The 20,577-nt window shown below is 56.9% G+C and carries 18 protein-coding genes and 4 tRNA genes; 9 read left to right on the top strand and 13 right to left on the bottom strand.

The features are described from left to right. Positions 1–7: 7 nt before the first annotated feature. The 3 genes from N675_RS09685 to N675_RS09675 are packed head-to-tail and all read left to right on the top strand — an operon-like array spanning position 8 to position 3,040. Entirely contained in the window at positions 8–1,240 is a 1,233-nt protein-coding gene (locus tag N675_RS09685; RefSeq protein WP_231577997.1) for a zinc-dependent metalloprotease, read from the top strand. Continuing rightward, entirely contained in the window at positions 1,237–2,436 is a 1,200-nt protein-coding gene (locus N675_RS09680; RefSeq protein WP_156100861.1) for a DNA double-strand break repair nuclease NurA, read from the top strand. The genes N675_RS09685 and N675_RS09680 overlap by 4 nt, the downstream gene beginning before the upstream one ends. Continuing rightward, entirely contained in the window at positions 2,429–3,040 is a 612-nt protein-coding gene (locus tag N675_RS09675; RefSeq protein WP_038039161.1) for a hypothetical protein, read from the top strand. Before N675_RS09680 ends, N675_RS09675 begins: the two co-directional genes overlap by 8 nt. Here the strand turns inward: N675_RS09675 and purH are convergent. The 8 genes from purH to N675_RS09635 form a co-directional block, all read right to left on the bottom strand. Continuing rightward, positions 3,037–4,560 (bottom strand): bifunctional phosphoribosylaminoimidazolecarboxamide formyltransferase/IMP cyclohydrolase, encoded by a 1,524-nt coding sequence (purH, locus tag N675_RS09670; RefSeq protein ID WP_038039160.1) that lies wholly within the window; start codon positions 4,558–4,560, stop codon positions 3,037–3,039. The two genes, N675_RS09675 and purH, sit on opposite strands and share 4 nt — an antisense overlap. Beyond that, positions 4,548–5,189: an HD domain-containing protein gene (locus N675_RS09665; RefSeq protein ID WP_051914535.1), complete on the bottom strand. Its 642-nt coding sequence runs from the start codon at positions 5,187–5,189 to the stop codon at positions 4,548–4,550. The genes purH and N675_RS09665 overlap by 13 nt, the downstream gene beginning before the upstream one ends. Before the next feature lie 74 nt (positions 5,190–5,263). After that, positions 5,264–5,839: a GTP-binding protein gene (locus tag N675_RS09660; protein ID WP_038039159.1), complete on the bottom strand. Its 576-nt coding sequence runs from the start codon at positions 5,837–5,839 to the stop codon at positions 5,264–5,266. Next, on the bottom strand, positions 5,830–6,357 hold the full coding sequence (locus N675_RS09655) for a roadblock/LC7 domain-containing protein (RefSeq protein WP_038039158.1): 528 nt from the start codon (positions 6,355–6,357) through the stop codon (positions 5,830–5,832). Before N675_RS09655 ends, N675_RS09660 begins: the two co-directional genes overlap by 10 nt. A gap of 30 nt (positions 6,358–6,387) precedes the next feature. Then, positions 6,388–7,437, bottom strand: a complete 1,050-nt coding sequence (gene purM, locus N675_RS09650) for a phosphoribosylformylglycinamidine cyclo-ligase (RefSeq protein WP_051914534.1) — start codon at positions 7,435–7,437, stop codon at positions 6,388–6,390. Positions 7,438–7,467: 30 nt separating this feature from the next. Further along, positions 7,468–7,827, bottom strand: a complete 360-nt coding sequence (locus N675_RS09645) for a roadblock/LC7 domain-containing protein (RefSeq protein ID WP_197066286.1) — start codon at positions 7,825–7,827, stop codon at positions 7,468–7,470. A 41-nt stretch (positions 7,828–7,868) separates the two neighbouring features. After that, positions 7,869–9,245 carry a GTPase HflX gene (hflX, locus tag N675_RS09640; protein ID WP_231577996.1) on the bottom strand — a complete coding sequence of 459 codons (1,377 nt, stop codon included), beginning with the start codon at positions 9,243–9,245 and terminating at the stop codon, positions 7,869–7,871. A 161-nt stretch (positions 9,246–9,406) separates the two neighbouring features. Further along, a tRNA-Gln gene (locus N675_RS09635) sits at positions 9,407–9,477 on the bottom strand. A gap of 352 nt (positions 9,478–9,829) precedes the next feature. Here N675_RS09635 and N675_RS09630 point away from each other — a divergent pair. Beyond that, positions 9,830–10,753 (top strand): 2-deoxy-5-keto-D-gluconate 6-phosphate aldolase domain-containing protein, encoded by a 924-nt coding sequence (locus tag N675_RS09630; RefSeq protein ID WP_038039154.1) that lies wholly within the window; start codon positions 9,830–9,832, stop codon positions 10,751–10,753. 150 nt (positions 10,754–10,903) lie between these two features. On the opposite strand, the gene N675_RS09625 is transcribed toward N675_RS09630, so the two are convergent. Further along, positions 10,904–11,113: a hypothetical protein gene (locus N675_RS09625; RefSeq protein ID WP_231577995.1), complete on the bottom strand. Its 210-nt coding sequence runs from the start codon at positions 11,111–11,113 to the stop codon at positions 10,904–10,906. Between the two features lie 280 nt (positions 11,114–11,393). On the opposite strand from N675_RS09625, the gene N675_RS09620 reads away from it, so the two are divergent. The 5 genes from N675_RS09620 (at position 11,394) to N675_RS09605 (ending at position 13,773) form a co-directional block, all read left to right on the top strand. Further along, positions 11,394–11,480: transfer RNA gene (locus N675_RS09620), tRNA-Leu, on the top strand. Between the two features lie 6 nt (positions 11,481–11,486). Further along, a tRNA-Val gene (locus tag N675_RS09615) sits at positions 11,487–11,559 on the top strand. A 23-nt stretch (positions 11,560–11,582) separates the two neighbouring features. Then, positions 11,583–11,655: transfer RNA gene (locus N675_RS09610), tRNA-Phe, on the top strand. 132 nt (positions 11,656–11,787) lie between these two features. Continuing rightward, positions 11,788–11,955 carry a hypothetical protein gene (locus N675_RS14365; RefSeq protein ID WP_156100860.1) on the top strand — a complete coding sequence of 56 codons (168 nt, stop codon included), beginning with the start codon at positions 11,788–11,790 and terminating at the stop codon, positions 11,953–11,955. Positions 11,956–11,982: 27 nt separating this feature from the next. Continuing rightward, on the top strand, positions 11,983–13,773 hold the full coding sequence (locus N675_RS09605; protein WP_081886991.1) for a Rieske (2Fe-2S) protein: 1,791 nt from the start codon (positions 11,983–11,985) through the stop codon (positions 13,771–13,773). A gap of 12 nt (positions 13,774–13,785) precedes the next feature. Here the strand turns inward: N675_RS09605 and aspS are convergent, their stop codons facing one another. From aspS to murJ, 4 genes are all read right to left on the bottom strand, one after another. Continuing rightward, complete coding sequence (gene aspS, locus N675_RS09600; RefSeq protein WP_051914607.1) at positions 13,786–15,624, bottom strand: aspartate--tRNA ligase; 1,839 nt, start codon at positions 15,622–15,624, stop codon at positions 13,786–13,788. A 25-nt stretch (positions 15,625–15,649) separates the two neighbouring features. Then, positions 15,650–17,053, bottom strand: a complete 1,404-nt coding sequence (locus N675_RS09595) for a MazG family protein (RefSeq protein ID WP_038039151.1) — start codon at positions 17,051–17,053, stop codon at positions 15,650–15,652. Beyond that, on the bottom strand, positions 17,050–18,873 hold the full coding sequence (gene lepA / locus N675_RS09590; RefSeq protein ID WP_038039745.1) for a translation elongation factor 4: 1,824 nt from the start codon (positions 18,871–18,873) through the stop codon (positions 17,050–17,052). Before lepA ends, N675_RS09595 begins: the two co-directional genes overlap by 4 nt. 61 nt (positions 18,874–18,934) lie before the next feature. Continuing rightward, positions 18,935–20,551, bottom strand: a complete 1,617-nt coding sequence (murJ, locus tag N675_RS09585; RefSeq protein WP_081886990.1) for a murein biosynthesis integral membrane protein MurJ — start codon at positions 20,549–20,551, stop codon at positions 18,935–18,937. Positions 20,552–20,577: the final 26 nt, after the last annotated feature.

The following is a 20,577-nucleotide window of genomic DNA, read 5'->3' as shown; positions in this document are numbered from 1 at the left end:
AGAAAGGATGAATCGTACGGCAATGCGTCCACTATCTTTCTCGCGGAATCAGAATAACACGCGCACCCTCTTTGGGGTCGGCCTGCTCCTTGGCATGACTGTCGGCGCGTGGGCCGGCGCTCGTGCGCGAGATTTTGCACGCTCATACACAACACCGCGTCTCATCGACTGGGAACGAGTTCGCCAGCTCGCGATCCAGGCCAATGCGCGTGAGCGGCTAAATGGTGAAGAGCGTGCGCGTTTAACGGCTGCCTATCGTGAGCTGGTTGAACGTGCTGCTCCGCTTGTCGCTTCATATACCGGTGATTCAATTCCTGCTGCAGTTGAACGAGTCTACGCTTTCGACCGTGTTGATTGGATCGATGCAAATCTTGAGGGGTTTGCCGCGCTTCTTCGCCCGATTGAAGAGCTTGTCTCCCTTCCTGACCATCCAGCATTACGGTTAGGTGCTCTTGCGTGGATCCAGGCTGGCCAAGTTCTTGCCACTACCGAAGTTGGTATCATGTTAGGTTTTCTTGCCCGTCGAGTCCTCGGACAGTATGACCTGGTGTTGCTTGGCCGTGAGCCGATAACGACAGGGCGCCTATACTTCGTTGAACCAAATGTGCGCTGGGTCGAGCGTCAGCTGGGAGTCCATCCTGTCGACTTTCGTTTTTGGCTTGCTCTGCATGAAGTAACGCATGCCTTTGAGTTTGAGGCACACCCTTGGCTTCGCGATTACCTCAATGATCGAATTGTTCGCTTGGTGACAAGCTTGTACGCCGAGGGGCAACTCATGAAGCGCCTGCAACAAGGGCTACGGGCTGTACCACTTCTTTTTGGCCGTGGTGATGATACCCAAGCGTTTATTGAATCGCTGCTGTCAACTGAACAGCGTGAGCTCTTTCAGCAGGTCCAAGCTGTCATGGCCGTTATCGAAGGCTATGGAAATCATGTGATGAATGCTGTTGGGCGCGAGACTATTCCCTCCTATGCTGAAATTGCTCGCCGCTTTGAGCAGCGCCAGCAACAGCGTACGCCTGCTGAGCAGCTGTTCATTCGCCTTATTGGTCTTGATGTCAAGCTTGAGCAGTACCGTCTTGGCGAACAATTTGCTGACGCGATCATCCAGCGCTATGGACGGGATGTCTTCCGGCGAATCTGGGAAGGACCGGCGCTGCTCCCGACCCTTGACGAATTGCGCCACCCTGATGATTGGGCTCGGCGTGTTACTGGCAGAGTTGGTGAGCCGACTGCGTGACCGACGCTATGCCGATTGATTTTACGGCGATCACTGCGCCGCTTCGTGCGGTTGTCGAGACGAATGTTGGTGCAACCCGGCCCCGGTGGAACGTTCTCCACCAGGCGCTCGCAGTATTTGATGAGGCCGAGGTACTGCAGCGGCTTGCGTCTGCACGAACTTCCTGGTTACTAGCGCGGACACACGCTGGTTACTTTGACCGCTTTCCGTCACCTGCCGTACCACGTTCCTATCGTGTGGTTGCAACCGATGGATCAGTGATCCATCCCGATCGGCATACTCCATTGCGCTACTACGTCTTGAACGTCGGCTACGCTATCCTCCAATATGGCGCAATCTGTGAGGCTCTTCTTGATGTTGAAACGCAACTCTGTGCGAATGACGAGGAGCTCTATGTCACCGATCGTTCACGTCGGGTGCCCGTAGCGGGTGCAGTGCTTGGGATTCGGCGGGCTGTAGCGGAGCTTGAGGCGGCAGTTCGGCTGGCCAGTAATGACATATCCCTTGGCACTCTAGCAGTCCTCGATGGAACACTCATCCTCTGGGGACTCGAAGGGCTCCCCGATTTCGTCGTATCGTGGGGGTTAAAGCCGTTTCTTGCGGCACTCGCTGCCTTTCGTGAAAAGCGTGTTCCCGTTGCTGGTTTCATCAGCTTCCCGGGGTCAAGTGACGTGTATAACGTTCTCCGCGTTGCTGTCTGTGACTATCCGCTGCATGGCCTACCAGTGAACTGTGACCATTGCCGTGCGCGCATCGTCACGGAAGGGCATCGCCCAGCCTGTGATCAGCTCCCAGACATTCCTGATCGTGAACTTTTTGAGAAAGCGCTTGCTCTTCAGCCCGGCGAACGATCGCAGGTGTTCCAAAGCTCATCACGCGTACTTGATCATTATCCGCCTGAAGACCGCATCGTGTTCTTCTATCTCCATACTGGGACAGAAGTTGCTCGCGTTGAGGTGCCCGCTTGGGTTGCTGCTGACCAGGAGATGCTCGACTTTGTCCATGGCGTGCTTGTCGATCAGTGTAACCGAGCACGTGGGTATCCACTAGCGCTACAGGAAGCGCATGAACAAGCGGTAATTCATGCTGAAGAACGCGAGACATTGCTGATGATGATTGAACAATTGCTTGCAGAACACGGGATGCTTTTGCGGGAATCTGCCAAACAGCGAAGCAAGCGAGGACGCTATGCCTGAGGCTGAACGCCAGCGTTGGGGAGAAATTGTCTCAACAAGCACAATCGGCTTCATCTCGGAGTGTGAGGAACTTCATTGCATACCGCCTCTTGGCAGCCTCGTGCTTGTGCATGGAGTCCAAGGAGAGCGAATTTTCGCTGTTGTTGCCTACGGGGAAACGAGTAGCATTGACCCAGGACGACGAATTATCCGGCGTGGGCGACAAGGGCTGAGTGACGCAGCGCTCTACGAGCAGAACCCCGAGTTGAAGCATATCCTGCGTTCGTTGTTCCACGCTGTTGCTGTCGGCTATGAAGCGAATGGAGTTATTCACCACGTGCTGCCGAGTTTACCACCTCCGCTTCACTATTCAGTAGAAGTTGCTACGTCTGACGATGTCGTTCAGTTTACAGCGCGTCCGCGATATTTCAGCATCCTTGCGCACTATACTGGTGAAGTGCCAACCGACCAGTTGCTCGTCGCGCATATTCGCTACGTCTTTGATGCGCGGGGTCGTGATCGAGTTTGGCTTGAGCAGGCTGCACGTGAGATCGCGCGCGTCTTTAAGCAGGATTATGATCGCCTTCTTCCGTTACTTGAAAGCCTCGATCCAGATGCGCTTTAGTGTCGGAATACGCGCTGGTTCGTAAAGACCATTGCAATGCCTGCTGCGTCTGCAGCTTCGATGACCTCTGTGTCACGCCGAGATCCCCCTGGCTGGACGACGGCTGTGATACCGGCTTGTGCAGCAACCTCGATGTTATCGGCAAAGGGGAAAAAGCCATCACTTGCAAGTACCGATCCAGCGGCCCGCTCGCCGGCACGCCATACAGCAAAGCGGACAGCATCAACTCTGTTGGGTTGTCCACCGCAGAGTCCGACCGTTGCCGTCCCTTGCGCGAGCACAATCGCATTCGACCAGAGGTGACGAACAACGCGCCACGCGAATTGGAGGCTTCGCCATTCCTCTGCTGTCGGGGCGCGTTTGGTGACGACGTGCCACTGGGTAATATCATCCGCAATACGATCGGGCTTTTGCACGAGCACTGTAGAACCAATAGTTCGTAAGCTCAATTTAGGGCGACGCAGTGGTGTTGCTTGGAGAAGACGGAGTGTACTGCGTTTGCTGAGGATCTCGTGCGCCGAACTTGCAAAACTCGGGGCGACAATGACTTCGTAGAACTGTTCGGTTAGGGCTTGTGCCGTTTCGTGGTCGACTTCTTGGTTCAAGGCCACAATGCCGCCAAATGCAGAAATCGGGTCACCAGCAAAGGCTTTCGTGTAGGCATCGAGCAGTGTTGAAGCGGTTGCAGCCCCACAGGGGTTTGCATGCTTGACGATAACGGCGGCCGGTTCATCAAACTCCTGAACTGCAAGCCAGGCTGCAAGTGCATCGAGGACATTGTTATAGGACAACGCTTTGCCTTGGAGGGTAGCAAACGGTGAGCTGACTGGATACGAGGGGCTATAGAGGTGATACAGAGCAGCGGACTGCCCTGGATTTTCGCCATAGCGTAGCTCTTCAACCTTTGCAAGCCCGATGGGGAGTTCGCGCGGGAAGGTTTCAAGCTTTTCACCGAGATAGTGGGCGATCACGCTATCGTAGCATGCAACATGAGCAAACGCTTTTGCAGCTAGCCCACGCCGGACGGCAAAGGGGACTGCTCGGGGGCCTCCCTGTCGGAGAAAACTCAAGAGCATGGGATAGTCGGAGGGATCCACAACCGGCAAGACGGATGGGAAATTCTTTGCTGCTGCGCGCAGAAGTGCTGGGCCGCCGATATCGATCTGTTCGAGCACAGCTTCGAGTACGGCGCCCTGCTGCACGGCTTGAGCAAATGGATAAAGGTTCACCGCAACGAGATCGATCGGCGTAATCCCGTACGCTGCAAGTGTGGCGAGGTCATCTTCCTGTTCACGTCGGGCTAAGATCGCTGCGTGAATTGCCGGGTGGAGTGTCTTTACGCGACCACCGAGAATTTCTGGGAATCCAGTGATCTCGGTGACTGGGGTCACGGGTAATCCTGCTGCATCGAGTATGGCAGCGGTGCCGCCGGTTGAAATGAGCTCCCAGCCTAATTCGTGCAATGCTTGCGCAAACGGGACAATCGCTGACTTATCGGCGACGGAGATTAGTGCGCGCATGAAGTGTTTGCTCCTTTCGTTTCAGGGAGAGCCAAGCGCACATCGATATCGCAGCTGAAGACATCGCGGAAGAGGCCAGCACGAGCTTGGGCGCGCTCGATTTCGAGCGAGGGCAGCGTTGGTGCGTAGACCCAGATTACGACATATCCCTGTTGTTGCTCAACAACGACATCCTCCACAAGCTGGAGATGACCTGCATCCAAACCTTCAGCAATACGGAGAATCGCTGCCATTTGGTCAACCACGCGTCGTTGAGCAGGAGAGAGACGACGATATTCCGGGTGCTCAATCGACGGCGGGGCAGCCCGGTGATACCGTGCAATATTCGCAATGACAGCCTGCTCTTCACGGCTAAATCCGTTCAGCGGTAATGCAAGAATTCGCCGGAGGCTTTGCCGGTGATGGTCTGGCAATGAACGAAATTGCCCGCAATCGTGCCACAGCGCTGCCGCTGCAAGTAAGTCTCGACCTTCAGAGGGTAACTGCAGGAATTCGCGAAGTTGGTCATAAAGACGCAAACTGAGGTAGGCCACGTGCTCACTATGCGGTGGATCGGGTGTCTCGATATCACCAGCAGCACGGGCTCGTGCTAAGGAGGGGTCATCACGAAAGCGCTCCGCCAAACGCATACAGACTCCCGGATAGAACGACGCGCATTGCCTCGGCAAGCACTACTTGCCGAGGCAATCTTACTGGGAATGGGCTAGAAGCGCTTGACAACGAGCTTGCAGATCGCTCGTAGGGTCTCAAAAACGCCGACACCACGCACCGCAACGGCCTCAAACCGCGGCGCACGCATCGGGTTAAGATAGCGATCAAGAACAGGAACTGGGAGCGCTGTTGGTAAGTCCATTTTGTTATACTGCAAGACTAATGGGAAATTGAGAAAAGGCTTGCCTTGAGCGATGAGGTTCTGCCCAAGTTCACGAAGACTCTGAATATTCTCCGCAAGCCGATCTCGCTGGGCATCTGCCACAAAGACAACGCCATCAGCACCATTTAAAACCGCCACACGCGTTCGCTCATACAGAACTTGTCCAGGAACAGTGTACAAGTGAAAACGAATCGTGAATCCGTGAACAGTGCCAAGATTGAGAGGCAGAAAGTCAAAGAACAACGTCCGCTCCGACTCAGTGTCAACAGAGAGCAGTTCCCCTCGTGTATGCTCCGGAATATGAGCATGAATATATTGCAGGTTGGTTGTCTTACCGGATAATCCCGGTCCGTAATAGACAATCTTACCGTGAATTTCGCGCGCAGCGACGTTAATTAAGGCCATGGGTTCGCTCCTGGCTGCGCTTCGGTATCGGTTGCATCGAAGCCAAAGATTAAATCAACTGTATCCTGAGCAGCTCGACGAATTCGTCGCTCGCGAAGGCGACGTGGCGGAGTACTTGGCTCAAGCAGCACCGTTAATTGTTCAGCGAGTTGGTGACCCAACACACGCATTAAACCGAGTGGCACATGTTGCCCAAATATGACAACGAGAAGCCAGCGTGAGCCAACAGCTTCAGCAAGGAGGCGCTCATGCAAGCCCTCATGCAGGAGCGTAAGGAACCGCTCCTCATGCAAAAGGCTCGCCACACTCTGCAATGCCGCATACACAGCAGCAACAGATGCGCCAAGACTCGCAAGCCGTTCAGTCCCTTCGTGACTCTGGGCCGCGAGTACTCGTCCATTCCGATCAACAAGCAATGCAAGTGTGGCCTGCGAGTCATGGAGAAACTGCTCAAGCAGCGCTTGCGCGTGGAGTAGCGTCTCTGGTGCGAGAAGTCGCTTGGTGCCATGCCTGCTCATGTCAGCTCCCAGATACCACTGCGGGGAATTTTAGGCCACCAGCACAGCACGAGGTTCATCGTGTGCACTCGTCACAACCTCGCCAATGACCCAACCTTCACCAAGCTGGGATGGGAGTGCGTGGCCGACCTGTGCATCAACAACGAGAATATAGCCGATACCAAGATTGAATACCCGTACCATTTCTTCATCGGGAATATGGCCACGTTCCTGTAAGAAGGAAAAGAGCGGTGGTATTGGCCATGATTGGCGTCGAACACGAGCTTGTAGCCCGGGCGGAATCACGCGTGCCAGATTCTCGCAGATACCTCCTCCAGTAATATGCGCAAGAGCATGGACGACCCCAGAGTCAAGTAAGGGTAAGACAAGCGGCAGATATGACCGATGGGGACGAAGCAGTAGCTCACCAAGCGAAGCTTCAGCCCATGCGGGTTGTTCAGCAAGAAGCGCGCGAGCCCGTTGCGGATCATCATCAAGACCAAGTACCGCGCGGACAAGCGAATAGCCGTTGGTATGAAGACCATTGCTCGGTAAACCAACGAGCACATCCCCGGCCCGAACGGCTGAACCGTCGAGTACGTGATCGGCCCGCACAGCACCGACAATACATCCCACAATATCGAATGCACCGTCACGATAGAGACCAGGCAGCTGTGCCGTTTCCCCGCCGATAAGCGCGCAGCCTGCTTCGTGACAAGCATGGGCGATGCCACGCAAAATCGCTTCAACGGCCGCCGGGTTAAGCCTTCCTAACCCAAGGTAGTCAAGAAAAAAGAGTGGGCGTGCGCCACAGGCGAGCACGTCATTGATGCAATGATTGACGATATCAATGCCCAAGCCGTCATACCGCTCGAGTAGCGCGGCAAGGAGCACTTTCGTGCCCACGCTGTCGACGCTTGACACAAGAAGCATGTTTTCCCCCGGCGTGCGAAAGAGGCCGCCGAAGTGGCCGATGCCGCCAACGACGCCAGGAGTAAATGTTTGCGCGGCAAGCGTCGCAATGCGACGCTTCAGCTGGGCAACGTCGTCGAGATCAACGCCTGCCTGGGCATACGTCCATGCGGTTGGTTGCGTATTCATTCCTTCTCCATACATGCACCGGTTGAGCGATTACAGCGCGGCAACTTCGGCTTCAAGACGCGGACGAATCCGCCGTACTGCAAGTCGAAGTCGTCCAAGGTTAGACTCGCCTGAGGCAACGAGGACAAGCGCAACATCACCCCCCAGTGGGGCAACAAGCACGACGTGGTCGGCGAACTCAATGAGGGCCTGCCGGGCTGCCGTTTCCTGGAGTTCGCGCCCAAGCGCTTCCATCATCAGTAAGCCACTCACTGCATTTGCGGCAACCGACTCCGCATCAAGACCTTCAGCAGTCGCCGCTTCGATAAGCAATCCATCAACACCAACGAGGGCTGCAAGATCGCAGCCATATTCAGCACGGAGTTGCTGCAGCACTTCCCCGACTGCCACGCCTCCCCCTTCCGTCACCAAGACACCCTCGACATTGGCCATTATACGGAGTGCTTGGGGAAAGGCTGTGGCGAGGGAATGTGACTTTCGTACCGGTTCATGCGCTCAATTGGTCGTCGTTGCCCCTCACGCTCGACTACTGGATGCAGTTGGGGGATGAGGGATGCCAAAAGATAAGCGGGGAAACGGCCCCGGACGCGCACCCCGTACGGGAGGTAACTGACATCCTCGACATGCCCTCGTTCATGGAAGAGGTGCAGCATGCGCACTTGGTCATACGGTAGGACAAGGGTTACCTCGCGAACACGCTCAGCCTCCATCAGCTTGGCTTCGAGCCGTTCGAGAAGCAAGGGAAGTCCAGTGCCTTTGAGGGCCGAGACTGGCACAACATCGCCATCAAGGTCAAATTCGCGGACAAGCTCTTCGGGAGAGAGGTTCGGCTCGATACCATCAATCTTGTTCAGGACCGTCAACGTTGGATAGTGCGCAGCGCCGAGTTCGGCAAGCACTTGGCGGACCGTTGCCGCCTGCTCAGCTGCCCGTGGATGGGTGATATCGACAACGTGGACGAGGACACGAGCTTCTAGAATTTCTTCGAGCGTTGCGCGAAATGCTGCAACGAGCATCGTCGGCAGTCGATGAATAAAACCAACAGTATCGGTCAGGAGCACGACGCGGCCGCTTGGCAATGTCACGCGCCGCGTTGTCGGATCCAGGGTTGCAAACAGTTTGTCTGCAACGTAGACGTCACTGCCGGCAAGGGCATTGAGCAACGTTGACTTTCCAGCGTTGGTGTAGCCGACCAACGCGATAACGGGCATCTGGTTCTGCCGGCGGCGCTGGCGATAGCGCTCACGATGGGCACGTACTTCGGCGATTTCCCGTCGAAGTTGTGTGATCCGTTGTCGTGCCCGGCGCCGGTCGATCTCAAGCTGCGTCTCACCAGGTCCCCGCAAGCCGACGCCACCAACAGCCTGTCGCGACAGGTGTGTCCACATTCGCGTCAGGCGCGGGAGCCGATACTCCAGCTGGGCTAATTCAACCTGGAGTCGACCTTCGCGCGTCTGGGCACGCCGGGCGAAGATGTCAAGAATCAGTGCAGTCCGGTCAATGACCTTGACCCCAAGTTCGTCCTCGAGTGTTCGGAGTTGCGCTGGACTCAGCTCGTCATTGACGAGGACCACATCGTACGGCGTGATTGCCTGACGTGCCTTCAGTTCTTCGAGTTTGCCTGCGCCAAGATAGTGGCTTTGGTGCGGATGGGGCAGCCGTTGGGTGAGCATACCAACGACGTCAAGGCCAGCCGAGCGCGCGAGCTGGGCAAGCTCTGCCATCGACGACTCAATATCCCAGCCATCCCGTTCCCAGTCAACACCAATGAGGAAGGCACGCTCGGTTGCCATCCGTGTCTCAATCAACGTTCCCTCCATCTCACCAGATTCGTGCTAGCTTGAGTATAGCGAACCCATATCCGCCATGCTGATGTGCTTACGCTTGGGCAGATTGGGATAGGGTTCCAGTGAAATGAGCTGGTGAGCAAAAAGCACAAGGCAGCTTGTCAGCCGCCTTGTGCCTGAAGCTGGGGAGCAGGGATTCGAACCCCAACTTGCTGATCCAGAGTCAGCCGTCCTACCGTTAGACGACTCCCCAATATCCGCCTGCAATAATACTGCGTATTTGGCCACGCTGTCAACGGCTGCATCACACTGATCGGTGTCGGCATTCATACTCGGTCGGTGCGCGACATGTTATGATGCAACAGCCTTGCCGACACGACGTTCCCGCTAGCTAAGGGGCACCACCATCCAATCTCGCAGAAAAAGCAGCGTGAACAGAGAGATTGCAGGCTGCTCAAGGAGAGGAGTACGTAACAGCGAAGGGTGTTGGTCTTGCAGTCTTGGTATGATCGCTGCACAACGCCTGCCATAGGTAAAAGGCTTGTCAGCGTGCGCACTATCGGGTACAACCCCTCATAGGGGTTGGAGTGAAAGGAGCATCGGTAATGGGAACACTCGGATACGATCGACCGCTCTACATTCTGGCGTTTGATCACCGAAGTTCATTTGAAGAGATGGCCCAAAAGGCTGGTGTTGCACCGGACGAGGTGCCAGAGCGCGTTCGCGCTGCCAAACGCGTCATTTACGAAGGATTTCAGCATGCGATTCGCAACGGCGCTCCCCGTGACGCCGCTGGCATCCTCGTTGACGAGCAGTATGGTGCCGATGTTGCCCGGGATGCCCGCGCGCAAGGCTATCTGTTTGCGATGCCGGTTGAAAAGAGTGGACAGAAAGTCTTTGACTTTGAATATGGCGAAGATTTTGCGAAGCATATTGAAGACTTTAATCCGACATTTACCAAGGCACTGGTCCGCTATAACCCGGACGATGATCCCGAAACCAAGCGCATTCAGCTTGAGCGCTTAAAGCGGCTCTCGGATTGGCTGCATGAACGTGACCGGAAGTTTCTCCTGGAATTGCTGGTGCCAGCGACGAAGGCGCAACTTGAATCAGTCGGTGGGGATACGGAGCGATATGATCGGGATGTTCGCCCAAGTTTGACGGTTCAAGCGATCGCCGAGTTTCAGGAAGCCGGGGTTGAGCCGGATATCTGGAAGATCGAAGGGCTTGACCGGCGCGAAGACTGTGAGCGGATGGCAGCGCAAGTGCGCCAAGGTGGGCGCGACCATGTGGGCTGCGTCGTTCTCGGCCGTGGCGCTGACCCGGACCGAGTTGATCACTGGCTGCGACAAGGGGCTGGTGTCCCAGGCTATATCGGGTTTGCGATTGGACGAACGTTGTGGTGGGATGGCGTGCGCGGTTATTTGAATGGCAACCTCAGCGCTGAAGCGGCTGCTGAGCAGATTGCAGCGAATTACCGGCGCGCAATCGATCTCTTCGTTGAAGCCGCGGCTGCCGCTGCTCGCTAGTTGCCTGCGATTAAATAGACAACGTGTACGGGGCAAGGAGCGGTACCCTTGCCCCGTGTATCGCTGGAGAGATCCAACCGTGCGTCTGGTGATCCTGTGCCTGGTGCAGGCTCAGTGCCGGTCTATGCCTCTTCCTCGGCAGTTGCCTGACTATCCAAAGCGCACCTGTACGCGGGCAGGTGACACGCCACATCGCTCGAGGATAGTGCACGCATTGCGGTAGAGATCAAGCGAGTTAAGATGCGTCTCAACCCACATGCGCTGACGCACCTGGGGTTGCGCGAGAAACGGCTTCCCAGAACCATGGAGAGGAACAGTGTGGGCAATATAACGGCCATTGGGTTTATCAGTAACGGTCACCGGACAGTGCTGTTCTGTCAGGCGGCCAGTGTCGATAAGCCAGGCAACAACCTCAAGCAGCAACGTGGTTTACGAGATACTGGTTTCAGTGCGCGGGAGCGCCGCACCCCAGTAAGTACGCCAGTGTGCCTTCAGTCCTCGTAGTACCCTTCTTCCAAGAAGCGCACGAGGGTTTCCCGCGAATCACGCGGGCAGGCAGCTTGGGGCGAACGCAACGCGCTTGACAGGAACAGGCAGACGCGTCTATACTTTTCGTTGCTGCCGAGGCTGGCAGCGCGATGCCGAGGTGGCGGAATAGGCAGACGCGCTACCTTGAGGGGGTAGTGCCCGAAAGGGCGTGGGGGTTCAAATCCCTTCCTCGGCACCATGGCATGGGCGATTAGCTCAGCTGGTAGAGCGCCACGTTTACACCGTGGAAGTCAGAGGTTCGAGTCCTCTATCGCCCACGACGCCGGGAATTCAGGCGTTTGCCGAGGTAGCTCAGTTGGTAGAGCACGTGACTGAAAATCACGGTGTCGGCGGTTCGATCCCGCCCCTCGGCACTGATAGCCCCAGCCACGCGAACATCCCCCGGCCATCGCGCCGGGTCTTTTGTTAATGCTCTCACCCAATTTTCCTCTTGACGCCTCGCCAACTTCCTCCCACACTTACCTCAGGCCGAGAGGAGTCGAACCATGCGGTGGTGGCGGTGGTTCTTCTTTGCGCTACTCCCACGCTCAGCACGGCGGCCAGCAAGTCGCATCCTTGACCTCTACGACCTCAGTCGCGGGCGGACGCGACAAGTGGAACGGCGGTGGGTTCGCCGCGCTATCCGGCGCAGTCTACAACGCACCTGGCGTTAGCAGCATAGCTTCAAAGGAGCAGAAGCAATGGAACAGGATCAGTTTGTCTACGCTGCCCCGCTTGATGCGGTACAGGCGGCTGGAAAGCTTGTCGTATCACTCAATGGCCACGCAGTCCTGTTGATTGCTGAAAACGACCATGTCTACGCGCTCGACAATCGTTGTCCGCACATGGGCTTTCCGCTTGACCGTGGTACCGTCTGTGACGGCTTGCTGACGTGCCACTGGCACCACGCACGCTTCGATCTTGCAACCGGCGGCACATTTGACCTCTGGGCGGGTGACGTGCGCACGTATCGAGTCGAGATACGAGGAAACGAAGTCTGGGTTGACCTGACGCCAACCAGTTCGCCAGTTGAACACGCTCTACAGCGATTACAGGACGGACTCGCACACAATCTGTCGCTTGTCCTTGCGAAAGCTGCGCTCACGCTTGCGGAGAATAAAGCGGAATCCACTGCCTACTGCGAAGCGGCGCGTTTTGGCGTGCGGTATCGTCAGGCTGGTTGGGGGCCTGGGCTAACAATTCTGATTTGTATGCAGAACCTCGCTCCGTGGCTTGCTCCCCAGGACCGGCCATTAGCCTTGTATCACGGAATCGTAGCCGTAGCCGCTGATACCCAGCAGATGCCTCCGCACCTACCGGTCCGGCCTCTGCCCGGCCCAGCTCGTGACAACGCGCTCTATCAACGTTGGTTCCGCCAGTTCGTTGACGTTCGCGACCGTGAGGGGGCCGAACGTTGCCTGCTTTCCATGCTGACGAACGGCGCAGATCCGACTGTCATTGCAGAGACACTCTTTGCGGCGATCACCGACCATCGCTACGTTAGTCTTGGACACCCACTCGACTTTACGAATAAAGCTCTCGAAGCGCTCGATGGCCTGGGCTGGGATCTTGCGCCAGAGATCTTGCCGAGTCTAGTGCCGGGTTACGTGAACGGCGATCGTATGGAAGAACATAACCAGTGGCGTCGTCCCATCGACCTCGTGCGCATCCTGGAGCAGGCGTTTGATGTACTGCCACAGGCCTTGGAGCAGGGACAGACTCGAGCAACCCAATGGAGTGATGAGGCCACACTTCTCCCAGTCTTGCTTGGAGATGATCCACAGGCGATCGCAGATGCCTTGCTTGACGCGCTGCGCGACGGTGCCAAACCCGCCCAACTTGCCGCAGCGGTAACCTACGCTGCCGCGCTACGGATCGCACACTTCCCCACCAGCAATGAATTTAGCGACTGGGATACCGCGCTCCATACGCTGAGCTTTGCTCATGCCGTTGAGCGGGGACTGCGCCGTGTCCCGTCACCCTGGTTGCTTCGCGGGGTCTTCGACGCGGCTATGAGTGTCTATCTTGACCGCTTCCTCAATATCCCGGCGGTACGGATCCCGTCCTATCCGTCTCTGGCAGGTGATCCGCACGAAGAGCTTGCAACGCTTGCTGAGCTGCTTGACCGCCAGCAGCAGGTGCAAGCGGCCGCTGAGACAGTAGCACGCTATCAAGCAAAAGGCGGCGCAATTGCACCGCTCGTGGCAACGCTCGGACAACTTCTCCTGCGGGAAGATCGGAACTTCCACACTATTCAGATGGTTGAAGCAGCGGTCAGCCAAGTCGCGCAACGCGGCAATACACCGGAAAGCTGGCACATGCTGCTTGCAGCAACCCGGTATCTTGCTGCACACGCGCCAACTGCTCGCTCGCAAGTCCAGACGTATCGGATTGCCGCGCGACTACACCGGGGAGAGCGTCTCTATGAAACAGTGGAACGTGAAGACGGCGCGGCGCTGCCTGTGGAAACCCAACAGGCAGCGCCGCGGTAACAGCACGACTACTTACGAGCGCGCCGGCGTGTGTTCTTCTTCAGGCAAGACGACCTGAATGTGCAACTCCCGAAGTTGACGATCGTCAAGCGGTGATGGTGCACCAAGCATGAGATCTTGCGCCCGCTGGTTCTTGGGAAATGCGATGACATCGCGGATTGAATCCTCGCCAGCCAAGATCATGACGGTCCGGTCAATGCCAGGCGCCATGCCCCCATGCGGCGGTGCGCCATACTCAAATGCCCGGAGCAAGTGGCCAAAGCGTCGCTCAATCTCTGGTTGGTCGTACCCCATAATGCGGAAGATGGCATTCTGGACATCACGCTGATGAATCCGAATACTGCCAGTGCCAAGCTCATAGCCATCCGCAACAAGATCGTAAGCTTTGGCGCGAACATGGTTCGGCGCTGATTCAAGCAAAGGCACGTCTTCATCCCGTGGCGCGGTGAAGGGATGGTGCATTGCCTCCCAACGGCCTTCTTCATCGTTCCACTCAAAGAGTGGAGGATCGACTACCCAGCAAAAGGCATGGACATGCTCATTAATCAACTTCAGTTCACGACCAAGGTGGAGGCGTAATCGCCCGAGCACGTTGGCAGCCACATCTGGCTGGTCAGCGACGAGGAGCAGAAGATCGCCCGGCTTGCCGCCCAAGCGCGCTGCCATACTCTCAAGTTCAGTCTGGCTGAGATACTTGGCCACGGGCGAGCGAGCGCTGAGTTGGCCGTTTTCGTGCTGCAACGCAAGCCACACCAAGCCTTTTGCCCCAAAACTGCGTGCGATTTCGGTTAAGCCGTCAAGCTGGCTGCGCGTGGCGCTGGCAAAACCGGGTGCAGCGAGACCACGCACAACTCCACCTTGAGCGACCGCGTTACGGAAGACGCTGAACTGGCTTTCGGCCACGAGTTCGCTGACATCGCTGATTTCAAGGCCAAAACGCAAGTCAGGCTTGTCACTGCCATACCGGAGCATCGCCTCAGCAAACGTTAGGCGCGGGAACGGCTTCTGCTGCAACGGCTTGGTGGCGAAACGCTCGAAGAGCTCAGTATAGAGTCCCTCGATGAGGGTCAAGATGTCCTCCATGTCAACAAAGGACATCTCCAAGTCAAGCTGCGTAAACTCAGGTTGCCGGTCAGCACGGAGATCTTCATCACGCATGCAGCGCGCGATTTGGTAGTACCGGTCAAATCCCGCGACCATCAGCAACTGCTTGAGTTGCTGGGGGGATTGGGGCAGCGCATAGAACTGTCCAGGGAAGATGCGACTTGGCACAACATAGTCACGTGCGCCTTCTGGCGTGCTCTTAATCAGCATTGGCGTTTCGATTTCAACGAAGTCGCGAGCATCGAGGTACTCACGGATGAAGCGGATCACCTGATGCCGGAGCAGGATGTTGCGCTGCATCCGCGGACGTCGCAGGTCAAGATAGCGAAATTCGAGCCGGAGCGCTTCGTCAACAGGCGCTTCTTCGTGAATAGGAAACGGCAATGGCTTAGCTGGGTTGAGTACCTCAATGGCATCGGCGAGCACTTCAATGTCGCCAGTGGCCATCGATGGATTGGCCGTTCCTTCCGGCCGTGGCACAACCTGTCCATGGACAGCGAGCACATACTCACTGCGCACGCGATCCGCAACCGCGTGGGCCTCAGGCGAGTGCTCGGGATTGGCAACGACCTGGGTAATACCATACCGGTCTCGCAAATCGAGAAAGATGAGGCCACCGTGGTCGCGCCGTCGGTGTACCCAGCCTTTGAGCGTAACACGGCGTCCAGCGTCGGCAAGACGGAGCTCGCCACATGTTGTATACGAGCGACCGCCTGGCACCCGTTGCCCTGTTGTCGGTTCTTGCATCATCTGCATCCCTTTCACATGCCGATTACGCGCCGTTCTCTTCTTCGATCGCCTCCGCATTCATCGTAGTGGTGTCCTGGGCATGTTCGACCTGGCGTGTCCAGCGAAACAGCGCCCGTTCAAGATCAATGCCCTGCTCGCTTGCCAGCGCACAAAGTGCCACGAGCCGTGCCACCACCATGTCTTCCGGTATTGGGGCCTCCTGTCGGAGGTTTTCAAGCGACGCTGCGGCGTGAGGCGGTAGTGGCACAGCCTGTTTGCGCCGGGCTGCTTGACGGAATAAGCGCTGTGCTCGGGCAAGCGCTGGAAATGGCGACACATCGTGCGTGCCGTTCTCCGCTGTCCCCTTGCGTTCCGCTCGCTCGGCTGCCTTGATCTGCTCCCAGTTTGCCAGCACAACCTCAGCAGTTTCGGCACGGACAGAGCCAAAGACGTGTGGATGCCGGCGCACGAGTTTGTGAATAACGCCGCTGAAAACATCCTCAAGGGTGAAGGCGTCTTGTTCTTCTGCGAGTTGCGCTTGCATGAAGGCCTGCAAGACAAAGTCGCCAAGTTCTTCGCAGATTGCCTCAGTGTCGTTCTGCTCGATCGCTTCAACGAGCTCGTAGGCTTCCTCAAGGATATGCCGTGTCAAGCTCTGCGGCGTTTGTTGACGATCCCAGGGACAGCCTCCAGGAGCACGCAGTCGTGCGACGATCTGCTGAAGTCCTTCAGCGACACGGCTCTGTTCAGCAGACTGTGCAGGGATGAACACTGCCGTCAATGCATCTATCTCGTGGTGATCAAGCTCATAGAGCGGGAGGCGTCGGACCAGTGGATCAGCCATTCCAGCCCTGCTGACAACCGTAATCTCGATATCATCGGGGTAGAGTCGCATCAAGGCCAGCTTGACTTTCGACGCGAGAAACCGGTCACTAACCTGCCCAATGAGCGCCGGCCGAAGGGGTGAAATGGGCCAACGGCCTCCGGAGAAGGGCTGACCATCGAGGCAAGCAGCGAGGTCGAATGCATCCACGATCTGAAGGTTCTCGGCCAGTGCATCGCACTCGAGCAGCGGCAGGACGACGTCGACGAAGCTTAATCCAGGGACGACGCTGCAGGACATCGCTGATGCACGCGCTTGGGCAAGAAGCTTGCGGACGGTTGCTTCGCCAACGAGCGGATGCCCTGGAACAGCATAGACGACCGGTCCATGACGGGCGGCTTCGATGAGCGTTGTGACAATTCCTTCGTAGACTTCTTCAAAGCTTGCTGCCCGCTCGTAGAGTGGATCAAAGCTTTCCCAGGCGAGATGCGACAAGGCAGCGACAACCGGATGCTGTTTGGTGCGGACAAAGATGTGGCCAGCAGCATGCTCAAGGATTGCGCGTGCTTCAGCTGTGAGCAGTTCTACTTGCCCTGGCCCAAGCCCAACAACGGTGATGCTCACCGGTTGCCCCCCTGCGTATTGTCGCCGAGGCTCAGCACGGCCAGGAAGGCCTCTTGCGGAATTTCGACACTGCCGACTTTCTTCATGCGAGCTTTGCCTTCTTTCTGCTTTTCGAGGAGCTTGCGCTTGCGCGTTACATCTCCGCCATAGCACTTAGCGAGCACGTTCTTTCGCAATGCTTTAATCGTCTCGCGCGCAATGACGCGGCTGCCAATCGCTGCTTGAATTGGCACGTCGAACAGCTGACGCGGGATTAAGGTGCGCAAGCGTTGAACGAGCTCGCGACCGCGCTCATAGGCCTGGTCACGATGCACAATCAGCGACAACGCATCAACCGGTTTCCCGTGGACGAGAATGTCGAGCTTCACGAGGTCGCCAGGCCGATAGCCGATCGGCTGATAATCGAGCGACGCGTAGCCTTGCGAGCGAGACTTCAGCTGGTCATAGAAGTCAACAATCAACTCGGCCAATGGTACGTCGAACACGAGGCGAACCCGCTGGGGGTCCAGATAGTCCATTTCAACCAAGACACCACGGCGCGATGTCGCCAGTTCCATCAGATTGCCGATATAGTGGCTTGGCGTGAGGATTGTCACCCGTGCCCATGGCTCGCGGATCTCTTCAATCTCGCCTGCTGGCGGCATGTCTGACGGCTTGTTGATCAAGACCGTGGTGCCATCACGCTTGACAACTTCGTACTGCACACTCGGCGCGGTTGCAAGCAGGTTAAGCTTGTATTCGCGCTCAAGCCGCTCCTGAATAATTTCCATATGCAGCAGGCCTAAGAAGCCACAACGAAAACCGAAGCCAAGTGCCTCCGAGGATTCTGGCTCAAAGACGAGCGCGGCATCATTAAGGCGCAGCCGTTCGAGAGCATCGCGCAACTCTGGATATTCATCGCTGTTGACTGGATAGAAGCTTGCGAAGACCATCGGCTTGACTGGCCGGTAGCCAGGGAGCGGATGCAGTGCGGGATGCTCGTCATGGGTAATCGTGTCACCGACTTCGCACTCGCGAACGACCTTGAGGCCTGTCGCAACATAACCAACTTCGCCAGCAGCGAGCGCGTTGACTGGTGTCATGAACGGACGGAACTGGCCAATTTCCAGGGCTTCCGTGACAACTCCTGTTGCCATGAGCCGAATGCGGTCGCCCGGGCGAAGGACGCCATCGACAACTTTGACATAGGCAATCACCCCTTTATAGGGGTCATAATGCGAATCGAAGATCAAGGCACGGAGGGGAGCGGTACGGTCGCCTGAGGGGGGCGGAATCCGGCGAACAATCGCTTCGAGAATCTCCGGGATCCCAGTACCTTCCTTCGCTGAAGCGAAGATGATCTCATCTTCGAGCAAGCCGATGTGGTCGGTGATATCTTTCGCGACCTTCTCCGGCATCGCATTCGGTAAATCGATCTTGTTAATGACTGCAATCAACGCAAGCCCGAGATCGATCGCAAGCGATGCATTGGCCAGCGTTTGCGCCTCAATTCCCTGGGCTGCATCGACGACCAGCAACGCGCCTTCACAGGCAGCGAGGCTGCGGCTTACCTCCGAGGAAAAATCGACATGTCCTGGCGTATCGATGAGATTCAGTACATAGGTTTGCCCATCCTGCGCTGTATACTCCATGCGCACCGTACGGGCTTTAATGGTGATGCCTTTTTCACGCTCGAGATCCATGGAGTCAAGAATCTCCTGCGCCTGCTCGGGCGTCTCAATGGTATGGGTGTACTCGAGCAAGCGATCCGCGAGGGTCGATTTGCCATGGTCAACGTGTGCAATAATGCTGAAATTCCGAATGCGTTCCTGGTTCGTCATTGCCCGCGCCACGTCATCATACACAACCATCAAGTATAGCGAGCCGCCAGCGCATTTCCGGTTAATGGTAGCGTCGTCGCCGCGCTGCAATGCGCTGTGCTTGTTCAAGCATGCGCCATGCTGCTGGCACGCGCAGAAGGGCAACCGTGACAAAGTAAGCAGCTGCAAGCGCAAAGCAGGTATAGAGCAGGATAAGCGGCTGCATGAGTGAGCGTCCATTCGTCGGGTTAGTCACTTGAGTAAGCGGGCCAGCGAATTGCCACCCGATAATGGTCATAACCGCGGTGGCGAGGAGCATTTTGCCAAAGGACGACCAAAGGCCAGCGCCGAAACCATGCAGCCGCTGTCGCAGGATCAGCAACAGGATTGCCATTTCCAGCGTCGTGCTCAACGTCAAGGCGAGGGCGATTCCACGATTGCCAAGGGGAGAGGCAAACAGCGCGCAGAGCAGGGCATTGACGGCAACGGCAACAACCGCAACAGTGACCGGAGTACGGGTATCGTGTAGCGCATAGAACGCTCTGGTCACAGCCTCAACGACCGCGAAGGCCAACAGTCCCGGCGCCATGTAGGCAAGTGCTTCGGCGACGAGCGTGGTCGAGGTCGACGAGAACGCGCCGAACTGGAAAAGTGTTTGCACAATACTCGTCCGGAATAGCAAGAGCCCCGCACTCGCGGGAAGCGTGAAGAGCAGCAGGGCATCAAGCGATTGATTCAGCATTGCCCGGGCCCGATCCAGCAACCCTCGCGCAACATCCTGTGCCATCAAGGGGAAAATGACTGTTGAGAGGCTCAGCGCTAATACGCCATGCGGCAGCATAAAGAGTTGATAGGCATAGTTCAATGATGACACGTGCTGCGGCCCAAGACGCGATGCAAAATTCGTCATCACAATCATATTGACCTGGAATGCCGCCTGGCCGATCACGCGTGGGCCCATTAGACGGGCTACTTCGCCCACCTGTGGGTCATGAAGATCCCATGTCGGGATAAACCGCCATCCGTTCGCATAGAGAGCGAGAAATTGAATGCCCATGTGTCCCAATGCGCCGAGGACAACGCCATAGGCCAAGCCATAGATCCCGAAAAATGGTGCAAGTACTGCCGCACCAACGATGATGCCGAGGTTGTAGAGCACCGGAGCAAAAGCGGGTAAGGCAAAGCGCGCTTGCGCTTCAAGCATCCCCTTTCCGGCAGCGCCGAGCCCAAGCAAAAGTGGTGAGAGGAGCAACAGGCGAGTGAGGTGAACAGCAAGCGCTTGCTGCGGCGGCGCGAGCCCAGGCGCAACGACTGTGCGGATAAGCGGACCAGCCGCGAGATAGACAATCACGCCGGTAATGGCAAGAACGACCAGGGTAAACGTTAAGATCGTGTTCGCTAAGCGCCAAGCCCGTTGCGTTTCACCGCGCGCAAGAAGCCCACCGAAGACTGGAATGAAGGCTGAGCCAAACGCGCCGCTCATGACGACCAGGAAGAGAAAATCGGGTAGTCGAAACGCTGCAACGTAGGCATCGTAATTGGCGCTGGTCCCGAAGCGTGCTGCGATGAGGACTTCACGTACTAAGCCGAGCACGCGGCTGAGGACGAAGCCAAGCGCGACGACGCTTGCGCTACTCAATACACTCACACGTTCCGCTGCTTCTCGGTACTGGAACCGAGCCGTCCGCTGTGCCCGCATCCCGCCCATCCCTTGTATCGCGTTGA

It is taken from the genome of Thermorudis peleae, from assembly GCF_000744775.1.
Taxonomy (GTDB): Bacteria; Chloroflexota; Chloroflexia; order Thermomicrobiales; family Thermomicrobiaceae; genus Thermorudis; species Thermorudis peleae.
The sequence above is the reverse complement of the archived record's forward strand: the minus strand, read 5'-3'. Positions and strand labels throughout refer to the sequence as shown.